Origin of the sequence: Inquilinus limosus DSM 16000 (genome assembly GCF_000423185.1) — a bacterium.
In the GTDB taxonomy this organism is placed as follows: Bacteria; Pseudomonadota; Alphaproteobacteria; order DSM-16000; family Inquilinaceae; genus Inquilinus; species Inquilinus limosus.
The window spans coordinates 186400-210272 of sequence record NZ_AUHM01000010.1; the positions used below are offsets into that span (position 1 = coordinate 186400).

The following is a 23873-nucleotide window of genomic DNA, read 5'->3' on the forward strand; positions in this document are numbered from 1 at the left end:
GGACACCCAATAATTTCGAGCAAGTCACGCGGTCAGCGCCCGGCAGTCGGCGGCGGACCAGCCGACGGTCACCGCCTCGCCCTGCGCCACGGCCGGGCGGCCGTCGGCGTTCGGCAGCTTGAGCACGAAGTCGTCGCGGCCGAGCAGCGACAGCCGGGCCCGGGTGTGGTCGCCGTGGAAGATCAGCTCCTCGATCCGGGCCGGGAAGCGGTTCGGCCCGGCTTCGTCGCCCGGCGACAGGCGCACCCGCTCCGGCCGGATCGACAGGGTGGCGCGGACGCCCTGCCCGGCCCGGCCGACCGGCGTCGCCAGCACGGTGCCGCCGCCGTCGACCGTGACCGTGCACCGCCCTTCCGCCAGCGCTTCGACCGTGCCCGCCAGGCGGTTGTTCTCGCCGATGAACTGGGCGACGAAGGCGGTCTCCGGCCGGTCGTACAGGTCGTCCGGCGCGGCCAGCTGGTCGATGGCGCCTTCGTGGAACACGGCGATGCGGTCGGACATGGTCAGCGCCTCGCCCTGGTCGTGGGTGACATAGACCACGGTGACGCCGAGCGAGCGGTGCAGATGCTTGATCTCGAGCTGCATGTGCTCGCGCAACTGCTTGTCGAGCGCGCCGAGTGGCTCGTCCATCAGCACCAGGCGTGGTTCGAACACCAGCGCCCGGGCCAGCGCCACGCGCTGCTGCTGACCTCCGGAGAGCTGCGCCGGCCGGCGGCCGCCGAAGCCGCCCAGCTTGACCATGTCGAGCGCGCGCTCGACCCGCCCCTCGGCCTCCGCCCCCCTGATCCCGCGCACGGTCAAGGGAAAGGCCACGTTCTCGCGCACGGTCATGTGCGGGAACAGGGCGTAGTTCTGGAACACCATGCCGATGTCGCGGCGCCAGGGCGGCAGCGCATCTATCGCCTTGCCTTCCAGCAGGATGCGGCCACGGGTTGGCGTCTCGAAGCCGGCCAGCATCATCAGCGTCGTGGTCTTGCCCGAGCCGGAAGGGCCGAGCAGGGTCAGGAACTCGCCCCTGCGGATGGCGAGGTCGAGCCCCCGCACCACCAACGTCTCGCCGTCATAGGTCTTGGCCACGTCGACGAATTCGACGAAGGCCTCCGCTTCCCTGTCCGTCATGCCGTCCCTGTTCTTCGTTCGGTTTTGACCGGCTCGATGACAGCTCTCCAGCTCTCATTGCCGGGCTTGACCCGGCAATCCAGAAGGTGTTGACGCTCTCTGGATGCCCGGGTCAAGCCCGGGCATGACAGAAGGAAGAAACGTTCGGGTCAAGCTTCGGCTTGCCGCAGCCCTACCCCACCAGCGCGTGCCCCAGATCCGCGATCAGGTCCTCGGCCGCCTCGATGCCGACCGACAGGCGCAGCAGGTCGTCCGGAACCGTGCCGTCCTCCTTCTCGATTGTGGCGCGGTGCTCGATCAGGCTCTCGACCCCGCCCAGCGAGGTGGCGCGGATGAAGATCCGGACCCGGGAGACGGCGCGCAGCGCGGCGTCGCGGCCGCCGGCCAGGCGCAGCGACAGCATGCCGCCGAAGCCACCCTCCATCTGGCGCGCCGCGACGGCGTGGCCGGGAAAGCCGGGCAGGCCGGGGTAGCAGACCTGCGCCACCGCGGGGTGGCCGTCGAAATGCTCGGCGATGCGCTGGGCGTTGGCGCTGGCGGCGCGCACCCGCACGAACAGCGTGCGCATGCCGCGCAGCAGCAGCCAGGCCTCGAACGGCCCCAGCACCGGGCCGGCCAGGAAGCGGATGCGGCCGATGCGCTGCCACAGCGGGCCGTCGGCCGCGGTCACGACCGCGCCGGCGACCACGTCGGAATGGCCGTTCAGGTATTTGGTGGCGGAGTGGACGACGAGGTCGGCGCCATGCGCGATCGGCCGGCACAGAACCGGCGAGGCCGCGGTGTTGTCGACCGCCAGCAGCGCCCCGGCGGCATGGGCGATGGCCGCGGCGCCGGCGATGTCGGTCACCGACCAGGTGGGGTTTGCCGGGGTCTCGACGAAGACCAGCTTCGTCTTCCCTGGCCGGACCGCGGCGCGCAGGGCGTCGGGGTCGGTCGTGTCGACCATCTCGCAGGCGAGGCCCCAGGGGATCAGCACCTCCCGCAGCAGCTTGCCGGTGCCGAAATACATGTCGCGGGAGACCACGACATGGTCGCCCGGCGCCAGCGCCTGGAACAGGGCCGCGATCGCCGCCATGCCGGAGGCGAACAGCATCGCCCCGGCTCCGCCCTCCAGCCGCGCCAGCAGCGCCTCGGCCTGGAGATAGGTCGGGTTGTCGTCGCGGCTGTAGCCGCGGCCGCCGACCTGGGCGTAGGCGGCGTCGCGGGCATAGGTCGAGGACGGGTGGATCGGCGGCACGATCGCACCGGTGTCGCCGCAGAGATAGCCGTCGAGGCGGGCGGCGAGGGTTTCGGGGCGGCAGGGCGGCCGATCGACCATGGGAACTCCGAGGTGCCTTCCGGGTGTAACTCCCCTGACGCGGCCCTGCAATCCATGGCAACGTGCCGGAAGGCCGCGGGAGCACATCGATGATGATCGAGAATGGATTCGGGATTGATCTGGGATTGGCGCCCGGCATGTGGGTGCGGCACCCCGACCAGCCCGACTGGGGCCCCGGCCAGGTGCAGTCGGTGATCGGCAGCCGGATCACGGTGAATTTCGAGAACCGCGGCAAGGTGCTGATCGACGGCTCGGTCATCCGGCTGGAGCCGGCCGAGGACGAATAGCGGGCTATCCCTGCCTCGCTGCCATGCCCGGGCTTGACCCGGGCAGCCAGAGAGCGTCGAAACCCACTGGATTGCCGGGTCAAGCCTGGCAATGACAAAACTCTTCAGTTCAATCCTACAGTCCTATCCGAGAAATTCCGGATTTTCCGCTGGCGCAGTTTCTACGCTTCGCTATGATGGAAGCCCATTATTTACATTAATCACGAGCAAAATCGATGCGCGTCGAGCTTCGCGGGATCGAGAAGCGGTTTCAGGAGTTCACCGCCCTGTCGGGGATCGGCCTCGACATCGAGGCGGGGCATCTCTGCGCCCTGCTCGGCCCCTCCGGCTCGGGCAAGACGACGCTGCTGCGCATCATCGCCGGGCTCGACCATGCCGATGCCGGCACGCTCAGGATCGGCGGCACCGACATGTCGGCGGTCGATGTTCGCGACCGCCAGGTCGGCTTCGTGTTCCAGCACTACGCCCTGTTCCGGCACATGAGCGTGCTGGACAATATCGGCTTCGGCCTGAAGGTCCGGCCGCGCCAGACCCGGCCGGAGGCGGAGGCGATCCGCGCCCGGGCGAAGGAGCTGCTGGCCCTGGTGCAGCTCGAGAAGTTCGGCGACCGCTACCCGGACCAGCTGTCCGGCGGCCAGCGCCAGCGCGTGGCCCTGGCGCGGGCGCTGGCGATCGAGCCGCGCATCCTGCTGCTGGACGAACCCTTCGGCGCGCTCGATGCCCGGGTGCGCAAGGATCTGCGCCGCTGGCTGCGCGAGCTGCACCAGACGCTGAAGCTGACCACCGTCTTCGTCACCCACGACCAGGAGGAGGCGCTGGAGCTGGCCGACCAAGTGGTGGTGATGGACCACGGCCGGATCGAGCAGATCGGCAGCCCGGCCGAGGTCTATGAGCGGCCGGCGACGCCCTTCGTCTACGAGTTCCTGGGCCAGGCCGTGCGCCTGCCCTGCCGTATCGGCCCCGACCGGGTCGATGTCGAGGGCGCGGTGCTGCCGCGCCCGGCCTTCTATGCCGGTCCCGAGGGCGAAGGCGAGATCTTCGTCCGGCCGCACGACCTGCTGCCGCACGATGGCGCCGCCGGCGCCTTTCCGGTCGCTGTCCGCGCCGTCAACGTCATCGGACCGCTGGTGCGGGTCGAGGCGGTGACCCAGCACGGCGCCATCCCGATCGACCTGGAGTGGCACCGGCGCCAGCTCGCCACCCGCCTGCCCGCCCCGGGCGAGACGCTGCGCGTCGCCGCCGCCCAGTTCGGCCTGTTCCCGGCACGCGCGGCCTGACAAGTTCTCCGTGGAGTTTCCGATGAAGCGTTCCCTCCTGGCGCTGGCGGTCGCGGCCGGCCTGTTCGGCGTCGCCGCCGCGGCGCAGGCCCAGACCACCATCCTCAACGCCTCCTTCGATGTCGGGCGCGAGCTCTATGCCGATATCAACCCGGCCTTCCAGACCTACTGGAAGGACAAGTCCGGCCAGGAGGTGACGGTCGAGCAGTCGCATGCCGGCACCTCGAAGCAGGCGCGCTCGATCCTGGAGGGGCTGCAGGCCGATGTCGTGACCTTCAACCAGGCGACCGATATCACGGCGCTGGAGAAGGGCGGAGCGGTCAAGCCGGGCTGGCAGTCGGCGTTCCCGAACGGCGCCTCGCCCTACTACTCCTTCCCCGCCTTCCTGGTGCGCAAGGGCAACCCGAAGGGGATCAAGGACTGGGGCGACCTGGCGCGCGACGACGTGCAGGTCGTGTTCCCCAACCCGAAGACCTCCGGCAACGCCCGCTACACCTATCTCGCCGCCTATGCCTGGGCGCTGAAGGCCAATGGCGGCGACCAGGAGAAGGCACAGGACTTCGTCAAGACCGTGCTGTCGCATGTGCCGGTGTTCGACACCGGCGGCCGCGGCGCCACCACCACCTTCGTCGAGCGCGAGACCGGCGACGTGCTGATCACCTTCGAGGCCGAGACCCGCGGCATCCAGAAGGAATACGGCGACCGGGGCTTCGAGGTGGTGGTGCCGCCGACCAGCCTGAAGGCCGATTTCCCGGTGGCGGTGGTCGACAAGGTCGTCGAGGCCCGCGGCACGGCGGAGGTCGCCAAGGGCTATCTCGACTTCCTGTACCAGCCGGCGGCGCAGGAGATCCTGGCCGAGCATTTCTACCGCCCGACCTCGGCCGATGTCGCGGCCAAGCATGCCGACCGGTTCCCGGCGGTGACGCTGGCCACGGTCGACGAGGTGTTCGGCGGCTGGGACAAGGTCAATGCCGAGCATTTCGCGTCGGGCGGCATCCTCGACACCGTGTTCGTGAACCGGTGAGCATGACCGCCGCCGCCCTCGCCGCCCCCCGCCCGGCCCGGCGCCGGGTGCTGCCGGGATTCCGGCTGACGCTGGGCTGCACGCTGGTCTACCTGGTGCTGATCGTGCTGCTGCCGCTCGGCGCCCTGGCGCTGAAGGCGGCCAGCCTGTCGCCGGCCCAGTTCCTGGCCATCGTCACCTCGCCCCGCGCCCTCGCCAGCTATGAGGTGACGCTCGGCATGGCGCTGGCGGCGACGCTGTTCAACGGGGTCGTCGGGCTGCTGCTGGCCTGGGTGCTGGTGCGCTACCGCTTCCCCGGACGGCGGCTGCTGGACGCCATGGTCGACCTGCCCTTCGCCCTGCCGACCGCGGTGGCCGGCATCGCCTTGACCGCGCTGTTCGCCAGGAACGGCTGGTTCGGCGCACCGCTGGCCGCGATCGGCATCCCCGTCGCCTACACCCCGATCGGCATCGCTGTGGCCATGGCCTTCACCAGCCTGCCCTTCGTGGTGCGCAGCGTGCAACCGGTGCTGGAGGATCTCGACGAGGGCGTCGAGGAGGCGGCGCGCACGCTGGGCGCCGGCGACTGGTCGACGCTGCGCCATGTGGTCTGGCCGGCGATCCTGCCCGCCTTCCTGGCCGGCTGCAGCTTGGCCTTCGCCCGCTCCCTCGGCGAGTTCGGCGCCGTCATCTTCATCGCCGGCAACCGGCCGATGCAGACAGAGATCACGGCACTGCTGGTCTTCATCCGGCTGGAGGAATACGACTACGCCGCCGCCGCGGCGCTGGCGATGACCATCCTGGCCGCCGCCTTCGTCCTGCTGCTCGCCACCAACCTGCTGCAAGCCCGGTTCCTGCGCCATGTCGATCGCCGTTGACAGCGCGCCGCCGGCCGCGCAGGCCGCCCCGGCCGGAGCCCGCCCGCTGCGGTCGCCGCGCATCGGCGAGGGACGTTGGACCCGCCGCATCCTGATCGGCCTCGCCTTGCTGGCTGCCGCGTTGGTGCTGGTGGCGCCGATCGTGGTGATCTTCGCCCAGGCCTTCTCTGCCGGCATCGCCGTCTTCGCCCGCAACATCGGCGAGCGCGAGACGCTGCACGCCATCGGCCTGACCGTGACCACGGCGCTGATCGTGGTGCCGGTCAACACCGTGTTCGGCATCATGGCCGCCTGGGCCATCGCCAAGTTCCAGTTCCGCGGCCGGCGCCTGCTGACCACGCTGGTCGAGATCCCGTTCTCGGTGTCGCCGATCGTGGCCGGCGTCGTGTACCTGTTCCTCTACGGCGCCAACGGCCTGTTCGGCCCCTGGCTGCAGGAGCACGACATCCGCATCATGTTCACCCCCGCGGCGATCGTGCTGGTCAGCCTGTTCGTCACCTCGCCCTATGTGGCACGCGAGCTGATCCCGCTGATGCAGGCGCAGGGGCGCGAGGAGGAGGAGGCGGCGGCGACGCTGGGCGCCAATGGCTGGCAGACCTTCTTCCGCGTCACCCTGCCGAACATCAAATGGGCGCTGCTGTACGGCGTGGTGCTGTGCAACGCCCGGGTGATGGGCGAGTTCGGCGCCGTCTCGGTCGTCTCCGGCCACATCCGCGGCCAGACCAACACGCTGCCGCTGCAGATCGAGCTGCTCTACAACGACTACAACGCCGTCGGCGCCTTCGCCGCCGCCTCGACCCTGACCCTGCTGGCCCTGGTGACGCTGGCGGCCAAGGCGCTGGTGGAGCGCCACAGCCGCAGGACGGGACGGCCGGGACACTGAGCCCCGGCCGGTCGCCTTCAGGCCGGCGTCAGGACGTGGATGGCCCGGCCGGCGACCAGGTCCCTGGTGCGCTCGCCATAGGCCTTCATATGCGGGGCGACCGAATGCGCCTTCAGCGCCTCCGGGCTCTCCCACTTCTCGACCACGACGAAGGTGTCGTCGCCGAAGCGGTCGGGGCTGCCCTCGGCGTCCACCGCGGGCCCATATTCGATGCAGCCCTGCTCGGCATGGACCTCCGGGACGATCTTCCGGAACTCCTCCAGCAAGGCGGCGCGCTTCCCCGGCTTGGCGGTGATCAGGGCGATGACATGGATCACGTCGAGACTCCGTCGTTTTGTCCGATCTTATCGCCCTGATCCGCCGGACCGCCAGCTTTCGCTACGGTCTTTTCCACGACGCCATGCTGGCGAAGACGCCGTCGCGATGGATCAGCGCATGCATCAGCGCCGCGCCGAGATGGGCGAGGATGGTCGCGAACAGCAGATAGGCGAGCAGCGTGTGCGCCGACCGCAGCGCGGCATAGAGCGCCGCGTCGTGCGGCAGGATCGGCGGCAGGTGCAGCGGCCCGTACAGCACGATCGGGTAGCCTGCCGCCGACAGCATCCCCCATCCGACCAGCGGCATCGTCAGCATCAGGGCGTACAGCACGAAATGGCTCGCCTTCGCCGCCAGCTTCTGCCAGGCCGGCAAGTGGCGCGGCAGCGGCGGCGGCGGGTTGAACAGCCGGTTGGCGATGCGGACCACCACCACCAGCAGCTCGTAGCGCTCGGACACGGTGGCCACCATGCCGATGCCGATGAACAGCATCGCCAGGATCAGCACCGCCATCCCCCAGTGCAGGATCCGCGATACGACGGTGAAGCGCGGCCCGTCGGTCATGATCCCGACTCCTGCCCGGCATCGACCTGGACGGCGCTGGGCGATTTCGGCTCGCCGGCACGGCGCCGGAAGGATTCGGCATAGGCCGCCGACCGGGCGCTGAGCAGCGGATCGTCGGACGGCTCGATGCCCGACGGCAACACCAGCGGGTCGAAGTTGATGTCCCGGCAATTGCCTGCCGCCTCGGCCTCGACGCGGTCGATCGTCAAGGTGCCGACCTCGACCTGCCGCCGGTCCGCGGGCCAGGCAATCGTGGCGTCGGCGGTCGGGTCCCCCGGCTGCCCGACGGTGATCACCAGCCGCCAGCTCAGCGGCCCCTTGCCGACCTGGGCGGCCAGGGTGTCGAACAGGTAGTTCTTGTCGGTCGGGGCCGCCTGGCCGGGATCCGGGGCGGCCGGGGACTGGTCCGGCACCATGGCCCAGCGCACCGGGGTGGAGGCGCCGGCGGCGTCGACGAAGCGGAAGGCGTTGAGGCTGTTGTAGGTGGCGCCGGCGAAGTCGGAGACAGGCGGCTTGGCCTTGATCAGGGCCAGGGCCGGCGGCGTCTCGGGATGGGCGGCGAAAAACGCCTGCATCTTCGCCGGGTCGGGCTGATGGGTGGCCGGATCGGGCGTCGAGGCCACCAGCAGGTCGTAGAAGCCCCGCGGCGTGTCGACCGGGAAGACCGGGATGTCGTTCATCCCGGTCCGCCACTCCTCGCCGTCCGGCAGCGCGAAGCGCAGGGCCATGCTGAGCACCGAGGCGGCGCTGTCGACGGCGTAGGGCATGCCGCCGGCAAGGGCGAAGCGCCCGGTCACCGGGACGCGGCCGGGCGCGAACACCACGGCCTTGGACAGTTGGGCGCCCTGCCCGTTGCTGTCGAAGGACCCGGCGATGCAGACGCCCTTGGAATGATTGCGCCGGAATCCCGGATGGGCTCCGTTCTGTCGTTCGAACGCGTCGATCACCCGGTCCTGGGTCAGGCGGCCGGGCGACAGCCAGCCGCCGGCATAGGCGAAACCGCCTGCGGCGACCAGCAGCACGGCGCCGATTGCGCCGAGCCGGACCAGCGCCGCGACGGGGCCCAGGGGCGGCGGCGCCTGCCCCGTCGACGATTCAGGATTGCCGGACACCATCCGCTCCTCGGCCGTTGGGATTCGGGGAATGCCACCGGACCGATGCGGACCGGCGGGGGCGCTGTCGCGAGCCCCGCCCTTCCGTTCGCCTATGGCCGCACGGCGGTTACCTCGATCTCGACCAGGTAGCCGGGATTGACCAGGGCGGCGACCTGCATGGCCGAGCGCGCCGGCAGGTTCGGCTGCTCCGCCGTGCCGTAGAACTGGCGGTAGCCTTCCATGAAGCCGGCGAAGTCCATCTTCCCGTCCTTGCCAGGGTCGCCGACCAGGAACACCTGCATCTTCACCACGTCGCCCAGGCCGAGGCCGAGATCCTTCAAGGTCTTCTCGATCGACGTCAGCACCGCGACGGTCTGCGTCTTGGTGTCGCCATAGGCGGCGACCGTGTTCTTGGCCGCGTTCGGATCGGCGACCGGCGGCACCGCGCCGCTGACATAGACCGTGGTCTTGCCGGCCGGGATCTCCACCGCCCGCGCGATCGGGAAGTCGGAGTTCGGGATCTTGTGGCGGATCACGTCCTGCGCCGCGGCCGGGCCGGTCGTCAGCAGCGCCGCCAGGCCGATGGCGGTGGTCATCGTCGTCCTGTTCACGGGTCTCTCCCCCTCGAGGTCAATCAGTTGCGGGCGTCGGCGACGTCTTTCGCCGTCACCGGATCGGCGTAGGAATTGCCGAAATGGGTGCGCAGGTAGTTCACCACGGCGGCCACCTGGTCGTCGGTCATCATCTTCCCGACCGGCGGCATGCCCTTCAGGCCGTGGACGACGACATAGACCGGATAGGCCCCGGTCTCGAGATTCGCATTCTTGGCCAGGGCCGGGTAATGGCCGGCGCCGGCCGCCCCCTGCCCCGCCGGCATGTGGCAGGCCTGGCAGACATTGGCGAACAGCGCGGCGCCGTCGGTCTCGGCGAAGCTCGAGGCCGGGCTGAGCATCGGCGACGGCGCGTCCTGGGCGCCGGCCGCGGCCGGCAGCAGGGCGAACAGGATCGCGGCCACGGGACGGAGGATCATGGCGGGGCTCCTCATCGACAGGGCGGTCATGCGGCGATCACCCGGCGGTGCAGCCGCTCGATCGCGTCCAGCGCCGAGAGGATCGCCCCCTCCTGCCAGGCCGGGATGTAGGAGGCGTGCTCGCCGGCCAGCACGATGCGGCCGTCGATCTGGCACAGGTTGTTGTAGTGCTGCGCCCGAGCCTCGTCGGTCCAGTCGCCGGCGCAGCCCAGGCTGAAGGGCACGCGATGCCATGCCACGGAGATCCCGGTCTCGAACTCCGTCTCGTACTGCGGGTGGATCTGCTTGCCGTATTCGACCGCGCGGCGCACCCGCTCGGCCGGGTCCATGGCCGTGAACTCGTAGGAGTTCGGGCCGTTCCAGCTATAGGCGCCGAGCAGCACGCCCTTGCCGCCGAGGTTGTAGCCGGTGCTGGGGTAGGAGATCTGGCGGATCGGCAGGTCGGTGTAGCTGATGCCGCCGTAGATCGCCTCGTCCTCCTCCCAAAAGCGGCGCTTGAACTGCAGCCCGACCTTGACCGAGGAGGCGTAGGGCACGGCCTCGATCGCCGCCTGCATCCTCGGGCCGACATCGATCGGGATCTGGCTGAGGACCGTCAGCGGGATGGTGCAGACGCACCAGTCGGCCTTGGCCTGCAGCGCGCTGCCTCGGCTCTTGGTGTCCTCATAGGTCACGGTCACCCCGCCCTCGCCCTGCTGGATGCGGGTCACCTTCGAGTTGTAGCGGATCAGATCGCCGAGCTGCCCGGCGAAGGCCTTGCCGATCATGTCCATGCCGCCGACCGGCTGGAACATGGTGGTCTGGAACTCGTAGAGGGCGAAGCTCTGCAGGCTGCGCCACAGCCGCGAGCTGAGGATGTCGGACAGGCCGATCGGCTCGCCGGGCACCGGCTCGGCCCCCAGCCCGCCGCCGGCGTCCTTGGCGTAGCCTCGGAACTCGGCCGAGATCTCGCCGGCCTTGTAGGCGTAGTCCTTGTCGAGGGCGCCCCAGGATTTCAGCGCCTGCAGCAGGATCTCGCGATCCTCCTTCGACACCGCCTCGTCCAGCCTGCCCTGCTGCGTCGCCTTGGCCAGCAGCTCGGAGACGTGGCCCTGGAAATCCGTCTTGATGTCGCGCACGCGCTGCGGCTTGCCGCCGAAGGCCTTGCTGTTGTGCAGGAAGGCGTTGTGGTTGAGCTGCTGGAACGGCTCCAGCGCCACGCCCAGGCGCCGGCAATAGGCCAGCACGCCGTGATGGTGGTACGGGAGGCGCCAGGGGCCAGGGTTGAGGTACAGCCCCTCGTCGAACTCGCAGGTCTGGGCGGCGCCGCCCAGCTCGGCGTATCGGTCGCCGCCGCGCAGGGTCCAGTTCCGCCCGCCCGGCCGGTCGTTGAACTCCAGCAGCTGGACCTTGTAGCCGGCCTGGCGCAGCTCCAGCGCCGCGGTCAGCCCGGCGAGGCCGGCGCCGAGCACCAGCACCGAAGCGCCCCTGGGATCGCCGCTGAGATCGACCGGCCCGTTGTAGCCGGACTCCGCCGCCAGGCCGAGGCTGGTCATCGCCTGGTACATGGCGGCGCTGCCCGCCGCCATCCCGATCAGCGACAGCAGGCCGCGGCGGGTGACGCCGTCCCCCTGTTCCTCTTGCATCGATCGTGCCCCTTCGACAGTCGCGGCGGAGCGATCCGGCCGCGGATGGCGACAGCAGCAAGAACGATGCCAGAACGGGAAAGCCGCGTCTCCCGGCACCGCGGGGCCGATCAGGCTGCCGCCCGGTGCCGAAGCAAAAGGCACCGGGTCAGGCAAATATTAGGCAGCAATCAATTCAAGGATTCGGCACGAATTTTCGCCAAATCGATAACGATTCAAGCATTTGCCAGATCGACCGAGAACTCCGCCGGCCGGCGCAGCGTCTGGTAGACGACGCAGTAGCGCTCGGTCAGCTTCAAGAGGGTGGCGCGTTGCTCCTCGGTCAGGTCGCCCTCGACCGTGAAGCGCAGGCGGATGGCGCGGAAGCCGACCGGGGCGTCCTTGGCCACGCCGAGCGTGCCGCGAAAGTCGAGATCGCCCTCGGCCGAGACGGTGCCGCCGGTGATCGGCAGAGCAAGCGCCGTCGCCACCGCCTTCAGCGTCACCCCGGCGCAGGCGACTAGCGCCTCCAGCAGCATGTCGCCGGAGCACAGCGACAGGCCGTCGCCGCCGGTCGCAGGGTGCAGCCCGGCCTCGGCCAGGGCGCGGCCGGTCTCGACCTTGCAGGTCACGCCCTCCTCGCCCAGCCGCCCCTTGGCGCGCAGGGTGATCAGGGCCGCGTCCGGCGCCTCGCGATACTTGTCCTTCAGCGGCGCCTGCAGGGCGCGCAGCATCTCGGCATCCATCGTCGTCTCTCAGATCGTGACGGGCACGGCCGAAGCCCGGGCCCCTGCGGCGCCCGCATCGCGGCCGACCGCCGCGTCGCGCGGCGGCGCCAGCGAGGATAGCACGGCCTCGCGCAGCCGCAGCAGCTCCGGTGCCCCATCCCGCTCCGCCCGCGGCACCGGCACGGCGATATCGGCGGCGATCCGGCCCGGGCGGCCGGCCAGCACCACCACGCGGTCGGCCAGCGCCAGCGCCTCGTCGATGTCGTGCGTCACCAGCATCAGGGTGGGCTCGAGCCAGTCGCGGATCTCCAGCAGATGCCGGTGCAGGTCGCGCCGGGTGAAGGTGTCGAGCGCGCTGAACGGCTCGTCCAGCAACAGCACCTTGGGCCTGGCGACCAAAGCCCGGGCGATGGCCACGCGCTGGGCCATGCCGCCGGAGAGCTGGCGCGGCCAGGCCCGGGCGAAGCCGGTGAGGCCGACCCGGGCGATCGCCTCGGCCGCCAGCCGCGCCGCCTCGGCCCGCGGCAGCCGGCCGAGGCCGAAGCGGACATTGGCCTCGACCGTCAGCCAGGGCATCAGCCGCGGCTCCTGGAACACCACGCCGACATCCTCGCCCGGCCCGTCCACCAGATGGCCGGCGACCGAGAGCGTGCCGGCCGTCGCCCGCTCCAGCCCGGCGATCAGGCGCAAGAGCGTGCTCTTGCCGCAGCCGCTGGCGCCGACCACGGCGACGACGGCACCGGCCTCCACCTCCAGGTCGATGCCGGACAGGGCGTCGAGCCCGTTCGGGTAGCGCTTGGCAATGCCCTTCAGCGACAGCATGGTCATGCCCCCTCCGGCCTGAAGCCGTCCTGCCAGCGCACCAGCCGGGCGCCGAGCGAGGCCAGGGCCAGGTCGCTGAGCTTGCCGAGCACGGCGAAGAGCAGGATCGCGGCCAGGATGGTGGCCGGGCGGCCTGTCATCTGCCCGTCGACCAGCAGATAGCCCAGCCCCTTGCTGGCGCCCATGAACTCCGCCGCCACCACGAACATCCAGCCGAGACCGAGCCCGCCGCGCAGGCCCGTGATGTAGGTCGGCAGCGCCGCCGGCAGCAGGATGCGGCGAACCAGGTCCCAGGTGCCGAAGCGGTAGATCCGCCCGACCTCGACCAGCTTGCGGTCGACCGAGGCGATGGCGCCGGCCAGCGTCAGGTAGACCGGGAAGAACACGCCGACCGCGATCAGCAGCACCTTCGGCGTCTCGAAGATGCCGAACCACAGGATGAACAGCGGCGTCCAGGCGATCGACGGGATGCTGCGCAGCGCCTGGATGGTCGGGTCCAGCAGGCGGCAGGCCAGCGGCCAGACGCCGGTCGCGGCGCCGAACACCGTGCCGGCGGCGGCGCCCAGCAGGAAGCCCCACCACACCCGCCACAGCGTCGCCAGCACATGATCGAGCAGCACGCCGCGCGCCGTCAGGTCGCCGAGCGTGCGCAGGATCTGCGAGGGCGGCGGCAGCAGGCGGGTCGAGACCAGCCCCAGCGCCGCCAGCACCTCCCAGCCCAGGGCCAGCCCGACCGGCAAGATCAGCCCGACCGCGACGGTGCCGAGCGCGTTGGCAGCGCGCGGTTCCCGGACGGCGGCTTCGGCGGCGCTGGTCATGGCTGGGCGGCGAGCGCGGTCTTGAAGCGGGCATCGAGCAGCGCGTCGACGGTGGCCGCGACGTCAACCCCGGCGTCGATCGCGCCTGCCAGCTGCAGCGCCAGCCCGGCATTCAGGATGGTGTCGCGCTTCGGCGCGTCGATCGCCGGGCCGGACAGGTCGGTGCGCTCCAGCTGCTTCGCCGCCACCGCCTCGGTCAGGCCGGCCGCCTGGACCAGGGCGGCGCGCAGATCCTCCGGATGCTCGAGCGCGTAGCGCCGAGCCCGTTCATAGGCGCGGATCACGGTCTCAACGATCTCCGGGTGGTCGGCCGCGAACTGTTCGTTGACGTTCAGCACGCCATAGGTGTTCAGCTCGGGCTTGCGGCAGAACAGCCGCGCGCCCTGCTCCAGCTCCGCCTGCGCCATCATCGGGTCCAGCCCGGCCCAGGCGTCGACCTGGCGGCCGATCAGGGCGTTACGGCCGTCCGCATGCTGCAGCAGCACCACCTCGATGTCCTGCTCGGTCAGGCCGTGATCGGCCAGGGCGCGCAGCAGGAAGATGTAGGGATCGGTGCCGCGGGTGACGGCGACGCGCTTGCCCTTCAGCTCCTCGACCGACTGGATCGGGCTGTCGCCGTTGGTCACCAGCGCCGTCCACTCCGGCCGGGAGTAGGAATAGACGGCCTTGATCGGGCTGCCGTTGATCCGCGCAAGGAGAGCCGCAGCCCCGGCGGTGGAGCCGAACTGGACGCTGCCGGAGTTCAGGAACTCGATCGCCTTGTTGCTGCCGGCGCTCTGCACCCAGGTCACCGACACGCCCTGCGGCGTCAGCGCCTCCTCCAGCCAGCCCTTCTCCTTCAGCACCAGGCTGACCGGGTTGTAATAGGCCCAGTCGAGGGTGATGCCGGAGACCGGCTCGGCGGCCCGGCCGGGCGCCGGCAGAGAGACCGCGGCGGCGATCGAGCCCGCGAGCAGCAGGCGGCGCGACAGGGTGATCATGATCGGTCCTTTCGGCCGGCAGGATCCACGACGCCGACCCGTTGATTGTCAGTTAAATACGATATTTCAGGGATCGGATATGTCAAATGACTTAATTTACTCACTTTTGTTGTTTATAATAGGCCACTCGACAGCCGGCAATCGCTTCGGCATAATGAACAAATTAGGAACAAATTGACCGAAATGCCATGGACGTCCACATCGTCGCCGCCCTGTGGCGCGCCTTCGATGCGCGCGACTGGGCCAGCGCCCTCGGTTTGCTGTCCGATGACTTTGTGGCGGATTGGCCGCAGACCTGCGAGCGCATCCGTGGCGCCGATGCCTTCATTGCCCTGAACGCCAATTATCCCGGCCGCTGGCGCTGCCATCTGCAAGAGCTGATCCCGGCGGGCGAGCGCGCGGTCTCCCGCGTGCTGATCACCAATGGCAACGACATCGTGCATGCGGTCTCGCTGTACCGCCTGCGCGACGGCCAGATCACGGAGGCGGTGGAAGTCTTCGCCGATGCGGGCGAGCCACCCTACGACCGCAGCCGCTGGGCCGAACGCTACGAGCTGAAGCTGCCGACCGGGTGAGGCAGGAGCGCCGCGAAGCCTGCTCATGAATTGAGGTCAGGTCACTTCGGTGCCCTCGGGCAGGGTTCATAGAATGTCGAGCGTCTTCACGCATTGCCTCTCCCGCCGGACGCGGGAGAGGTCGGGCTCGCGCAGCGAGACCGGGTGAGGGCTGGCCCAGGCCTCGACAAACTCCCCTCACCCGGAGCCGCTTCGCGTCTCCGACCTCTCCCGCAAGCGGGAGAGGCAAAAACAGCGTTTCCGTTCAATCGGATGATCGATCTGGCCTAAGCTCATCCGCTTCAGCACGCCACCGTCAGCTCGACATACTCCGCCCGCATCGGGTTGTCGCGCGGGGTGACCGAGGTGATCTTGCAGGCCGACACCTGCTCGATCGCCTTGCGCTCGGCGGCGCGGACCTTCGCCGGGGACGGGCCGATCAGGCTCGGCCCCACCAGCCAGGCCCCCCAGCTCGACTCCGTCAGCCGGGTCACGCCGATATTGAGGCCGTTCACCGTCACCGTCCGCGACAACACGGCGGGCGGCTCGCTCGGCGGCGGCTTCTGCGCACAGCCGAGAAGCGCCAGCGCAGCAAGCGCCGGGAGACCGTATCTCACCTGAACCCCCACAAGGCCTTTATTCCTTTGTGGGCAGACGATATCAGGTTGTCGCTGAAGGATTCCAGCCGGCACGCGCAAGAATTCGCTCGGCCAGCAGGTGATAGAGGCCGTGCCGCAGCACCAGCCGCGATCCGGCCCAGGCCAGGCCGACCGCCGGGATCAGGATGGCGAGGCCGCGGGCCTCGCCGGTCATCTCGGTCAGCAGCACCAGGGCGGTAACCGGCGAATGCGTGACGCCGGTCAGATAGGCGGCCATGCCGACCAGCATCAGCGACGGCACGAGGTCGGGGCCGACCAGCGGCGCGAAGATCGCGCCGAATCCGGCGCCGACCGACAGCGAGGGCGCGAACAGCCCGCCCGGGATGCCGGCGGAGGACGCCAGGGCGGTGGCGGCGAACTTGGCCGGGAAGAACCACCAGGCCAGGGTTTGGCCGCCTTCGAGGGCAAGGCGCGTCGGCTCGTAGCCCGTGCCGAAGGTGGCGCCGCCGGCCGCGAGGCCGATCAGCCCGGCGAGAAGGCCGCAGCTGGCGGCTGCGATCAGCACCGACCAGCGGCCGAAACGGCCGAACAGAAGCGGCAGCAGCCGGGTCAGCGCCAGGACGCAGCGGCCGAACACGCCGCCGAGGATCCCGGCCAGAAGCGCGACCAGGAGGAAGATCGGGACCGCCTGCGCCGTAGCGTCCAGTGGATGGCGGCCGAAATAGGTGTAGTCGCCGAGCACGGCGATGGCGACGGCGGAGGACAGGAAGATCGCGGCCAGCACCGCCATGCGGTTGCGGATGTCGAAGCCGCCGACCAGCTCCTCCAGCGCGAAGACGATGCCGGCGAGCGGCGTGTTGAAGGCGCCGGCCAGGCCCGCCGCGCCGCCGGCGGTGATCACCCGCCTGAGCCGCGCCGGGTTGGCGCGTGGCGTCAGGCCGGCGAGGATCACGGCCCCAACCTGCACGGTCGGCCCCTCGCGCCCGATCGAGGCGCCGCAGGCGAGGCCGAACAGGCAGAGCAGGATCTTGCCGATGCCGGTGCGGGCGTTCAGCTGGCTCGGCACCAGCTCCAGCGGCCGGCGCATCGCCGCGATGCATTGCGGAATGCCGCTGCCCGGCGCCGCCGGGAACAGCCGCTGCGCCGCCAGGGCCGAGACGCCGAAGCCGACGGCGCCCAGGATCGGCGCCAGCCACAGCCGGCCATCGGTCAGCCAGAAGAAGAACTGCTGCGCCTCATCCGCAGCGCGGGCGAAGGCGACGGCCATGCAGCCAACCAGGATGCCGCCGATGGCAAAGCGCACCATCCGTCGCAGGCGTGGCGGCGACAGCAGGCGGCGGAGAGTTCGAAGGGTCAGGTCCGGCGCGTCGCCGGCTGGATGCGCCATGGCGACCGCCGGGCGGTGTCAGACACCAGCGGGGGCGGGTTCCTTGCCCTCGGGCTGGGCCACCCGGAAGCTCTCGCCGCAGCCGCAGCGATCGACTTCGTTCGGGTTGTTGAACACGAAGCGGGCCCCGAACTCTTCCTGGACGTAGTCCATCTCGGTGCCGAGCAGGAACATGATCGCCGAGGGGTCGATCAGGACGGTGACGCCCTTGCTCTCGACCACGTCCTCGAACTTCTTCCGCTCCTCGGCGTATTCCATGAAGTAGCTGAGGCCGGAGCAGCCGCGGGCCTTCACCCCGACCCGCAGGCCGAGGATCGGCTTGGGCGACTTCGCGATCAGCTCGCGCACGCGGTCGGCGGCGCGGTCGGTCAGCGTAATCGGCGGCGGTAGGGCGCGCATCCTGTTCACCTCTTGTCCTCGACCCACAAGATGGGCCGATCCGGAAAAGACTTCAACGGCCTGCGGTGCAACGCAGACGTTCTCCGGCGACCTCACCCTTTCCCTTTTCTGTCATTGCCGGGCTTGACCCGGCAATCCAGGGGCCACGGAGAGCCGCTCTGGAAGCCCCTGGATCCTCGGGTCAAGCCCGAGGATGACAATGGAGGTGGCCGGAAGACGGCCGAGTACGGCTCGCTACATCCCCAGCGCCAGCCGGGCATCCTCGCTGGCGCGCTCGATCGACCAGGGCGGATCCCAGGTCAGGCTGACCTTGGCCTCGGTCACGCCCGGCACGGCCAGCACGCCCTTCTCCACGATCGCGGGCATCGAGCCCGCCACCGGGCAGTTCGGCGCGGTCAGGGTCATGTCGATCTCGGCCTTGCCCTCCGGCGACACCTCGATCCGGTAGATCAGTCCGAGCTCGACGATGTTGACCGGCAGCTCCGGGTCGAAGACCAGGGTCAGGTTGTCGAGGATGGCCGACCGCGTCGCCTCGACATCGAGCGGATACTCGATCTTCGACAGCGGGGTGCGGACATGGATCCAGTCCGGCTCCGGCACGTCCAGCGTGCCGGCGCGCATGAAGTCGTTCAGGCCGAGGCCGTCATCGGGGAAATAGGCGGGACGGTTCATGATGTCGCCTCCGGCGCGGCGATGTGGCGCCGCGCGATCTCCTTGATCCGCTCGACCATCGAGGCCAGGCCGTTGCGGCGGCCGCTGGTCAGATGGGTGTCGAGGCCGAGCCGGTTGAACAGTCCGCGCAGGTCCATCGCCGCCACCTCCTCCGGCCGCCGGCCGGAGAACACGCCGGTGACGATGGCGATCAGCCCCTTGACGATGCGGGCGTCGCTGTCGCCCTGGAACACGATCCGGTCCGGCGCCTGGTCCTCGGGCCGGGCGATCAGCCAGACCTGGCTCTGGCAGCCATGCACCTTGTTGGCCTCGATCCGCTCGGCCTCCGGGAACGGCGGCAGGGCGTCGCCCAGGCTGATGATATAGGCGTAGCGCTCCTCCCAGTCGTCCAGCAGGGAGAAGTTCTCCTCGAGCTCTTCCGGGGACAGTCGTGCTTGGGAGGGGGGCATCGTCATTTCGCGAACAGCTTGACCACCTTGTCCAACGCCTCGGCCATCACATCGATCTCCGCCTTGGTGTTGTAAAGGCCGAAGGAGGCGCGCGCCGTGGCCGGCAGGTTCAGCCGTTCCATCAGCGGCTGGGCGCAGTGATGGCCCGCCCGCACCGCAACGCCGTGGTGGTCGATGATGGTGCCGATGTCGTGCGGATGGGCGCCATCCATGGTGAAGGAGATGATCGAGGCGCGCTCCTGCGCCCGGCCGACGATGGTCAGGCCCGGCACGTGCGACAGCCGCTCGACGCCATAGTCCAGCAGCTCGCGCTCATGCGCGGCGATGGTGTCGAGCCCGAGCGCGGTGACGTAGTCGATCGCCGCCTTCAGCGCGATCGCCTGGGCGATGGCCGGGGTGCCGGCCTCGAACTTCGCCGGCAGGTCGGCGAAGGTGGTGCCGGCGAAGCTGACGGTGCGGATCATCTCGCCGCCGCCCTGCCAGGGCGGCATCGCCTCCAGCAGCGCCTCCCGGCCGTAGAGGATGCCGATGCCGGTCGGGCCGTACAGCTTGTGGCCGGAGAAGGCGAGGAAGTCGCAGCCCAGCGCCTGCACGTCGACCGGCATGTGGGTGACCGCCTGGGCCGCATCCAGCAGCACCTTGGCGCCGACCGCATGCGCCCGCTCGATCACCGCCTTGACCGGGACGATGGTGCCCAGCGCGTTCGACATGTAGGTGACCGAGACCAGCCGGGTCCACGGCGACAGCAGCTTCTCGAACTCCTCGAGCAGGAAGTTGCCGTCGTCGTCGATCGGGGCGACCTTGAGCACCAGCCCCTTCTCCTGCGCCAGCAGCTGCCAGGGCACGATGTTGGAATGGTGCTCCATCACCGAGACGATGATCTCGTCCCCTTCCTTCAGGAAGGCGCGGCCATAGCTCTGGGCCACCAGGTTGATCGCCTCGGTGGTGCCGCGGGTGTAGATGATCTCCTTGATCGAGGCGGCGTTGATGAAGCGCTTCACCGCCTCGCGCGTCGCCTCGAAGGCGTCGGTCGCGGCGCCGCTGAGATAATGCAGGCCGCGATGGACGTTGGCGTATTCTTCCTCATAGACGCGGCGCTCGGCGTCGATCACCGCGCGCGGCTTCTGGGCCGAGGCGGCGTTGTCGAGATAGATCAGCGGCTTGCCGTAGACGGTGCGGGACAGGATCGGGAAATCCGCCCGCACGGCGTTCACGTCATAGGCGTTGATGCCGCTCGAATGCAGCCGCGTGTCCATCGGCTTCAACCCTCCTGGTGCCGTGTGGCGAGCCAGTGCTCGACCGCGGATCCGAACTCCTCACGGATCGCCTCGTCGGCGACCTCCTCAAGCGCCTCGCGCAGGAAGGCCTCGACCAGCATGGCCCGGGCCGCGCGCTCCTCGATGCCGCGGCTGCGCAGGTAGAACAACGCCTCGGCGTCGATCTCGCCGACCGTGGCGCCGTGGCTGCACTTGACGTCGTCGGCATAGATCTCGAGCTCGGGCTTGCTGTCGATCTCGGCCGTCTTCGACAGCATCAGCGCCCGGTTCAGCTGGTAGCCGTCGGTGCGCTGGGCGTCGCGCCGGACGATGATCTTGCCCTGGAACACGCCCCGGCCCTTGCCGTCCAGCACGCCCTTGAACACCTCGCGCGACCGGCAGTCCGGCACGGCATGGTCGATCAGCGTGGTGGTGTCGATGTGGCGGGTGCCGTCGGCCAGATAGGCGCCGGTGACGTGGCCGTTGCCGCCGCGGCCGGTGAAGGTCGCGACCACCTCGGTCCGCGCCAGGTCGGCACCGAGGCTGAGGGTGAAGCTGTCATAGGTGGCGTCGCGGCCGATCCGGGCGGTGCCGTTCAGCAGATGCACCGCATGCAGCCCCTCGCTCTGCCGCCGGTAGTGGCGCAGCCGGGCGCCGTCGCCGACCTCGGCCTCGACCACCGCATTGGTGAAGTAGCCTGTGCCGTCGGCGCCGTGATAGGCCTCGATCACCGTCGCCTGGCTGTTCGCGCCGGCCAGGATCAAGATGCGCGGATGGCTCGCGACCGGCGCCGCGCCGGGCGCGGTCAGGAAGACCAGGCGGACCGGCGTCTCGATCACCGCGCCGGGGGCGATGCGCAGCACCGCGCCGTCCTCGACCAGCGCCGTGTTCAGCTCGACCAGCGGCGCCGCATCCGCGGCCCCGGCGAAGCGGGATTCGACCTCGGCATCACCCGATTCCAGCGCCGCGGCGTAGCCGTCGAGGCGCAGCCCCTTGGGCAGGCTGTCGAGATGCGACAGCTCCGGCCGCAGCCGGCCGTTGACGAAGACCATGGACGGGCCCTGCGCCGGCACGAAGGCGCGCAGCGCCTCGGGCAGCGCGACGTCGGCGGGCGCCGTGGCACCGTTGAGGCCCAGCTTCTCCAGCCGCCGCAGGTCGGTGTATTTCCAGGCCTCCAGCTTGCGCGTCGGCAGGCCCAGGCTCTCGAACCGGGCGATGCCCGCCTCGCGGCGGCGGGCGACGGCGTTGCGGCCGACGCCGGGGAGCGCCGCACGGCTGGCGGCGAAACGGTCGCGCTGGGCGGCGACGACGGGCGAGATGGTGATCCCTTCGCTCATCGCGGCCTCACGCGGCGGCCGGAACGATGCCGGCGTAGCCCTTCTCCTCCAGCTCCAGCGCCAGCTCCTTGCCGCCGGAGCGGACGATCCGGCCGTCGGCCATGATGTGGACGTGGTCGGGGATGATGTGGCTGAGCAGGCGCTGGTAGTGGGTGATCACCAGGAAGGCGCGGTCGGGCGAGCGCAGCTTGTTCACGCTCTCGGCCACCACCTTGAGCGCGTCGATGTCGAGGCCGCTGTCGGTCTCGTCCATCACCGCGAGGCTGGGCTCGAGCAGCGCCATCTGCAGCGCCTCGTTGCGCTTCTTCTCGCCGCCGGAGAAGCCGACATTGACCGAGCGCTTCAGCATCTCGGTGTCGATGCCCAGGCCCTTGGCCTTCTCGCGCAGCAACTTGGTGAACTGCATCGGGTCCAGCTCGGCCTCGCCGCGATGCTTGCGATGGGCGTTGTAGGCGGTGCGCAGGAAGGTGACGGTGCCGACGCCGGCGACCTCGAGCGGGTACTGGAAGGCCAGGAACAGGCCGGCGCGCGACCGATCCTCCGGCTCCAGCTCCAGCAGGTCCTCGCCGTTGAAGGTGATCGACCCTTCGGTGATGTCATAGCCCTCGCGGCCGGCGATGACGTAGCTGAGCGTCGACTTGCCGGAGCCGTTCGGCCCCATGATGGCGTGAATCTCGCCCTTGTTCACCGTGAGCGAGAGCCCCTTGAGGATCTCCTTGCCGTCGACGGCAACGTGCAGGTCCTTGATCTCCAGCATTCCGCGTTCCCTCGCCGCTTCACCGCGGCCTGTCCTCGAAACCATGCGGCCGCGCGACGGCGGCAATCTCGTCACGATCTCGCCGCGCAAGCGCGGCGGGGTCTCACCCGACCGAGCCTTCCAGGCTGATCCCGACCAGCTTCTGCGCCTCGACCGCGAACTCCATCGGCAGCGCCTGCAGCACCTCGCGGCAGAAGCCGTTGACGATCAGGCCCAGCGCCTCTTCCTCGCCGATGCCGCGCTGGCGGCAGTAGAACAGCACGTCCTCGCTGACCTTGCTGGTCGTCGCCTCGTGCTCCACCTGCGCCGTCGGGTTGCGGCTCTCGATATAGGGCACCGTGTGGGCGCCGCACTTGTCACCGATCAGGAGGCTGTCGCACTGGGTGAAGTTGCGCGCCCCGTCGGCGCCAGGCAGGATCCGCACCAGCCCGCGATAGGTGTTGTCCGACTTCCCGGCCGAGATGCCCTTGGAGATGATCCGGGAGCTGGTGTTCTTCCCGATATGGATCATCTTGGTGCCGGTGTCGGCCTGCTGGCGGTTGTTGGTGATCGCCACCGAGTAGAACTCGCCGACCGAGTTGTCGCCCTGCAGGATGCAGCTCGGGTACTTCCAGGTGATGGCCGAGCCGGTCTCGACCTGGGTCCAGCTGACCTTGGAGTTGCGGCCGCGGCAGGCGGCGCGCTTGGTAACGAAGTTGTAGATGCCGCCCCTGCCTTCCTCGTCGCCCGGATACCAGTTCTGGACGGTGGAGTACTTGATCTCGGCGTCGTCCAGCGCCACCAGCTCGACCACCGCGGCGTGCAGCTGGTTCTCGTCGCGCTGCGGCGCGGTGCAGCCCTCCAGATAGGAGACGTAGCTGCCCTCGTCGGCGATGATCAGGGTGCGCTCGAACTGGCCCGTATTCTCCGCATTGATGCGGAAATAGGTCGACAGCTCCATCGGGCAGCGCACGCCCTTGGGGATGTAGACGAACGAACCGTCGGTGAAGACGGCCGAGTTCAGCGTGGCGAAGAAGTTGTCGGAATAAGGCACCACCGAGCCGAGATACTGGCGCACCAGCTCGGGGTACTTCTGCACCGCCTCGGAGATGGAGCAGAAGATCACGCCCTCCTTCTCCAGCGCCTCCTTGAAGGTGGTGGCAACGGAGACGCTGTCGAACACGGCGTCGACGGCGACGCCGGCCAGCTTCTCCTGCTCGCGCAGCGGGATGCCCAGCTTCTCGTAGACGGCCAGGATCTCGGGGTCGACCTCGTCCAGGCTGCCGAGCTTGGGCTTCTTCTTCGGCGCGGCGTAGTAGTAGGCGTCCTGATAGTCGATCGGCGGGTGGCTGATCCGCGCCCAGTTCGGCTCCTCCATGGTCTGCCACAGACGGAAGGCGCGCAGCCGCCATTCGAGCAGCCATTCGGGCTCGTTCTTCTTCGCGGAGATGAAGCGGACGGTGTCCTCGGTCAGCCCCTTGGGCGCGGTCTCCGTCTCGATGACCGAGAAGAAGCCGTGCTTGTAGCGGCTGTTCGTGATCTCTTCGACCTGCCGGACCGTCTCCTGGACCGCCGCCATGCCTCGCTCCTCAACCCCTGTGCCAGAACCGATTAACCGAGTGGGCTAGTCGGGTACTCCGATGCGGAAGGCCCCAAGGACGTTCCCTTGGGAGGCCTGTGCTGCCGCCCTTCTTTCGCCATAGATAGGCGTTTCGGCGGCGAATGCCAGCGAAAACCCGACTGCGAGAGTCGTTCTCAGCCGCG

General features: G+C 69.5%; 27 protein-coding genes. 6 read left to right on the forward strand and 21 right to left on the reverse strand.

What is annotated here, in order from left to right; translation table 11 throughout:
* Window positions 1-24 precede the first annotated feature (24 nt).
* Both G537_RS0113150 and G537_RS0113155 read right to left on the reverse strand, forming a co-directional pair.
* Entirely contained in the window at window positions 25-1119 is a 1095-nt protein-coding gene (locus G537_RS0113150) for an ABC transporter ATP-binding protein (protein ID WP_026870516.1), read from the reverse strand.
* A gap of 172 nt (window positions 1120-1291) precedes the next feature.
* Window positions 1292-2437 (reverse strand): trans-sulfuration enzyme family protein, encoded by a 1146-nt coding sequence (locus G537_RS0113155; RefSeq protein WP_026870517.1) that lies wholly within the window; start codon window positions 2435-2437, stop codon window positions 1292-1294.
* Window positions 2438-2526: 89 nt separating this feature from the next.
* Here G537_RS0113155 and G537_RS37775 point away from each other — a divergent pair, with 89 nt between their 5' ends.
* The 5 genes from G537_RS37775 to cysW all read left to right on the forward strand — a co-directional run bounded on the left by G537_RS37775 (window position 2527) and on the right by cysW (window position 6765).
* A complete protein-coding gene (locus tag G537_RS37775; protein WP_245579014.1) occupies window positions 2527-2724 on the forward strand; it encodes a DUF3553 domain-containing protein in 198 nt (65 codons plus the stop codon).
* 215 nt (window positions 2725-2939) lie between these two features.
* The gene (locus tag G537_RS0113165; protein WP_026870518.1) at window positions 2940-4001 is read left to right on the forward strand and encodes a sulfate/molybdate ABC transporter ATP-binding protein; all 1062 of its coding nucleotides are present in this window, start codon (window positions 2940-2942) and stop codon (window positions 3999-4001) included.
* A gap of 22 nt (window positions 4002-4023) precedes the next feature.
* Window positions 4024-5025, forward strand: coding sequence for a sulfate ABC transporter substrate-binding protein (locus G537_RS0113170; protein WP_026870519.1), 1002 nt, complete (start codon window positions 4024-4026; stop codon window positions 5023-5025).
* A gap of 2 nt (window positions 5026-5027) precedes the next feature.
* On the forward strand, window positions 5028-5882 hold the full coding sequence (gene cysT / locus G537_RS0113175) for a sulfate ABC transporter permease subunit CysT (protein ID WP_051248375.1): 855 nt from the start codon (window positions 5028-5030) through the stop codon (window positions 5880-5882).
* Window positions 5866-6765 carry a sulfate ABC transporter permease subunit CysW gene (cysW, locus tag G537_RS37780; protein ID WP_081688781.1) on the forward strand — a complete coding sequence of 300 codons (900 nt, stop codon included), beginning with the start codon at window positions 5866-5868 and terminating at the stop codon, window positions 6763-6765. Before cysT ends, cysW begins: the two co-directional genes overlap by 17 nt.
* 17 nt (window positions 6766-6782) lie before the next feature.
* Here cysW and G537_RS0113185 read toward each other — a convergent pair whose 3' ends face one another.
* From G537_RS0113185 to G537_RS0113230, 10 genes are all read right to left on the reverse strand, one after another.
* A complete protein-coding gene (locus G537_RS0113185; RefSeq protein ID WP_026870521.1) occupies window positions 6783-7082 on the reverse strand; it encodes a putative quinol monooxygenase in 300 nt (99 codons plus the stop codon).
* A 61-nt stretch (window positions 7083-7143) separates the two neighbouring features.
* Window positions 7144-7644 (reverse strand): cytochrome b, encoded by a 501-nt coding sequence (locus G537_RS0113190; RefSeq protein WP_026870522.1) that lies wholly within the window; start codon window positions 7642-7644, stop codon window positions 7144-7146.
* The gene (locus tag G537_RS0113195; RefSeq protein ID WP_034851583.1) at window positions 7641-8759 is read right to left on the reverse strand and encodes a catalase family peroxidase; all 1119 of its coding nucleotides are present in this window, start codon (window positions 8757-8759) and stop codon (window positions 7641-7643) included. The genes G537_RS0113190 and G537_RS0113195 overlap by 4 nt, the downstream gene beginning before the upstream one ends.
* An 89-nt stretch (window positions 8760-8848) precedes the next feature.
* Entirely contained in the window at window positions 8849-9349 is a 501-nt protein-coding gene (locus G537_RS0113200) for a RidA family protein (protein ID WP_245579015.1), read from the reverse strand.
* Window positions 9350-9372: 23 nt separating this feature from the next.
* Window positions 9373-9768 carry a c-type cytochrome gene (locus G537_RS0113205; RefSeq protein ID WP_026870525.1) on the reverse strand — a complete coding sequence of 132 codons (396 nt, stop codon included), beginning with the start codon at window positions 9766-9768 and terminating at the stop codon, window positions 9373-9375.
* Window positions 9769-9794: 26 nt separating this feature from the next.
* Window positions 9795-11393, reverse strand: coding sequence for a flavin monoamine oxidase family protein (locus G537_RS0113210; protein ID WP_026870526.1), 1599 nt, complete (start codon window positions 11391-11393; stop codon window positions 9795-9797).
* A gap of 215 nt (window positions 11394-11608) precedes the next feature.
* Entirely contained in the window at window positions 11609-12118 is a 510-nt protein-coding gene (locus tag G537_RS0113215; RefSeq protein ID WP_026870527.1) for an OsmC family protein, read from the reverse strand.
* A gap of 9 nt (window positions 12119-12127) precedes the next feature.
* Window positions 12128-12928: an ABC transporter ATP-binding protein gene (locus G537_RS37785; protein WP_064742125.1), complete on the reverse strand. Its 801-nt coding sequence runs from the start codon at window positions 12926-12928 to the stop codon at window positions 12128-12130.
* Entirely contained in the window at window positions 12925-13740 is an 816-nt protein-coding gene (locus tag G537_RS0113225) for an ABC transporter permease (RefSeq protein ID WP_026870528.1), read from the reverse strand. Before G537_RS0113225 ends, G537_RS37785 begins: the two co-directional genes overlap by 4 nt.
* The gene (locus G537_RS0113230; RefSeq protein ID WP_026870529.1) at window positions 13737-14720 is read right to left on the reverse strand and encodes an aliphatic sulfonate ABC transporter substrate-binding protein; all 984 of its coding nucleotides are present in this window, start codon (window positions 14718-14720) and stop codon (window positions 13737-13739) included. Before G537_RS0113230 ends, G537_RS0113225 begins: the two co-directional genes overlap by 4 nt.
* Window positions 14721-14908: 188 nt before the next feature.
* On the opposite strand from G537_RS0113230, the gene G537_RS0113235 reads away from it, so the two are divergent.
* Window positions 14909-15295: a nuclear transport factor 2 family protein gene (locus G537_RS0113235; RefSeq protein WP_051248376.1), complete on the forward strand. Its 387-nt coding sequence runs from the start codon at window positions 14909-14911 to the stop codon at window positions 15293-15295.
* A gap of 281 nt (window positions 15296-15576) precedes the next feature.
* On the opposite strand, the gene G537_RS0113240 is transcribed toward G537_RS0113235, so the two are convergent.
* The 9 genes from G537_RS0113240 to sufB form a co-directional block, all read right to left on the reverse strand.
* A complete protein-coding gene (locus tag G537_RS0113240; protein ID WP_155888604.1) occupies window positions 15577-15891 on the reverse strand; it encodes a hypothetical protein in 315 nt (104 codons plus the stop codon).
* 43 nt (window positions 15892-15934) lie between these two features.
* Complete coding sequence (locus tag G537_RS0113245) at window positions 15935-17260, reverse strand: chloride channel protein (RefSeq protein ID WP_034851586.1); 1326 nt, start codon at window positions 17258-17260, stop codon at window positions 15935-15937.
* Between the two features lie 18 nt (window positions 17261-17278).
* Window positions 17279-17659 carry a HesB/IscA family protein gene (locus G537_RS0113250; protein ID WP_034851588.1) on the reverse strand — a complete coding sequence of 127 codons (381 nt, stop codon included), beginning with the start codon at window positions 17657-17659 and terminating at the stop codon, window positions 17279-17281.
* Window positions 17660-17893: 234 nt separating this feature from the next.
* Window positions 17894-18331 carry an iron-sulfur cluster assembly protein gene (locus G537_RS0113255; protein ID WP_026870534.1) on the reverse strand — a complete coding sequence of 146 codons (438 nt, stop codon included), beginning with the start codon at window positions 18329-18331 and terminating at the stop codon, window positions 17894-17896.
* Entirely contained in the window at window positions 18328-18780 is a 453-nt protein-coding gene (locus G537_RS0113260) for a SufE family protein (RefSeq protein ID WP_034851590.1), read from the reverse strand. The genes G537_RS0113255 and G537_RS0113260 overlap by 4 nt, the downstream gene beginning before the upstream one ends.
* A gap of 2 nt (window positions 18781-18782) precedes the next feature.
* Window positions 18783-20036 carry a cysteine desulfurase gene (locus G537_RS0113265; protein WP_051248378.1) on the reverse strand — a complete coding sequence of 418 codons (1254 nt, stop codon included), beginning with the start codon at window positions 20034-20036 and terminating at the stop codon, window positions 18783-18785.
* 5 nt (window positions 20037-20041) lie between these two features.
* Window positions 20042-21373 (reverse strand): Fe-S cluster assembly protein SufD, encoded by a 1332-nt coding sequence (sufD, locus tag G537_RS0113270; RefSeq protein WP_026870537.1) that lies wholly within the window; start codon window positions 21371-21373, stop codon window positions 20042-20044.
* 7 nt (window positions 21374-21380) lie between these two features.
* A complete protein-coding gene (gene sufC, locus G537_RS0113275; protein WP_026870538.1) occupies window positions 21381-22130 on the reverse strand; it encodes a Fe-S cluster assembly ATPase SufC in 750 nt (249 codons plus the stop codon).
* A 103-nt stretch (window positions 22131-22233) separates the two neighbouring features.
* On the reverse strand, window positions 22234-23688 hold the full coding sequence (gene sufB / locus G537_RS0113280; RefSeq protein ID WP_026870539.1) for a Fe-S cluster assembly protein SufB: 1455 nt from the start codon (window positions 23686-23688) through the stop codon (window positions 22234-22236).
* Window positions 23689-23873 lie beyond the last annotated feature (185 nt).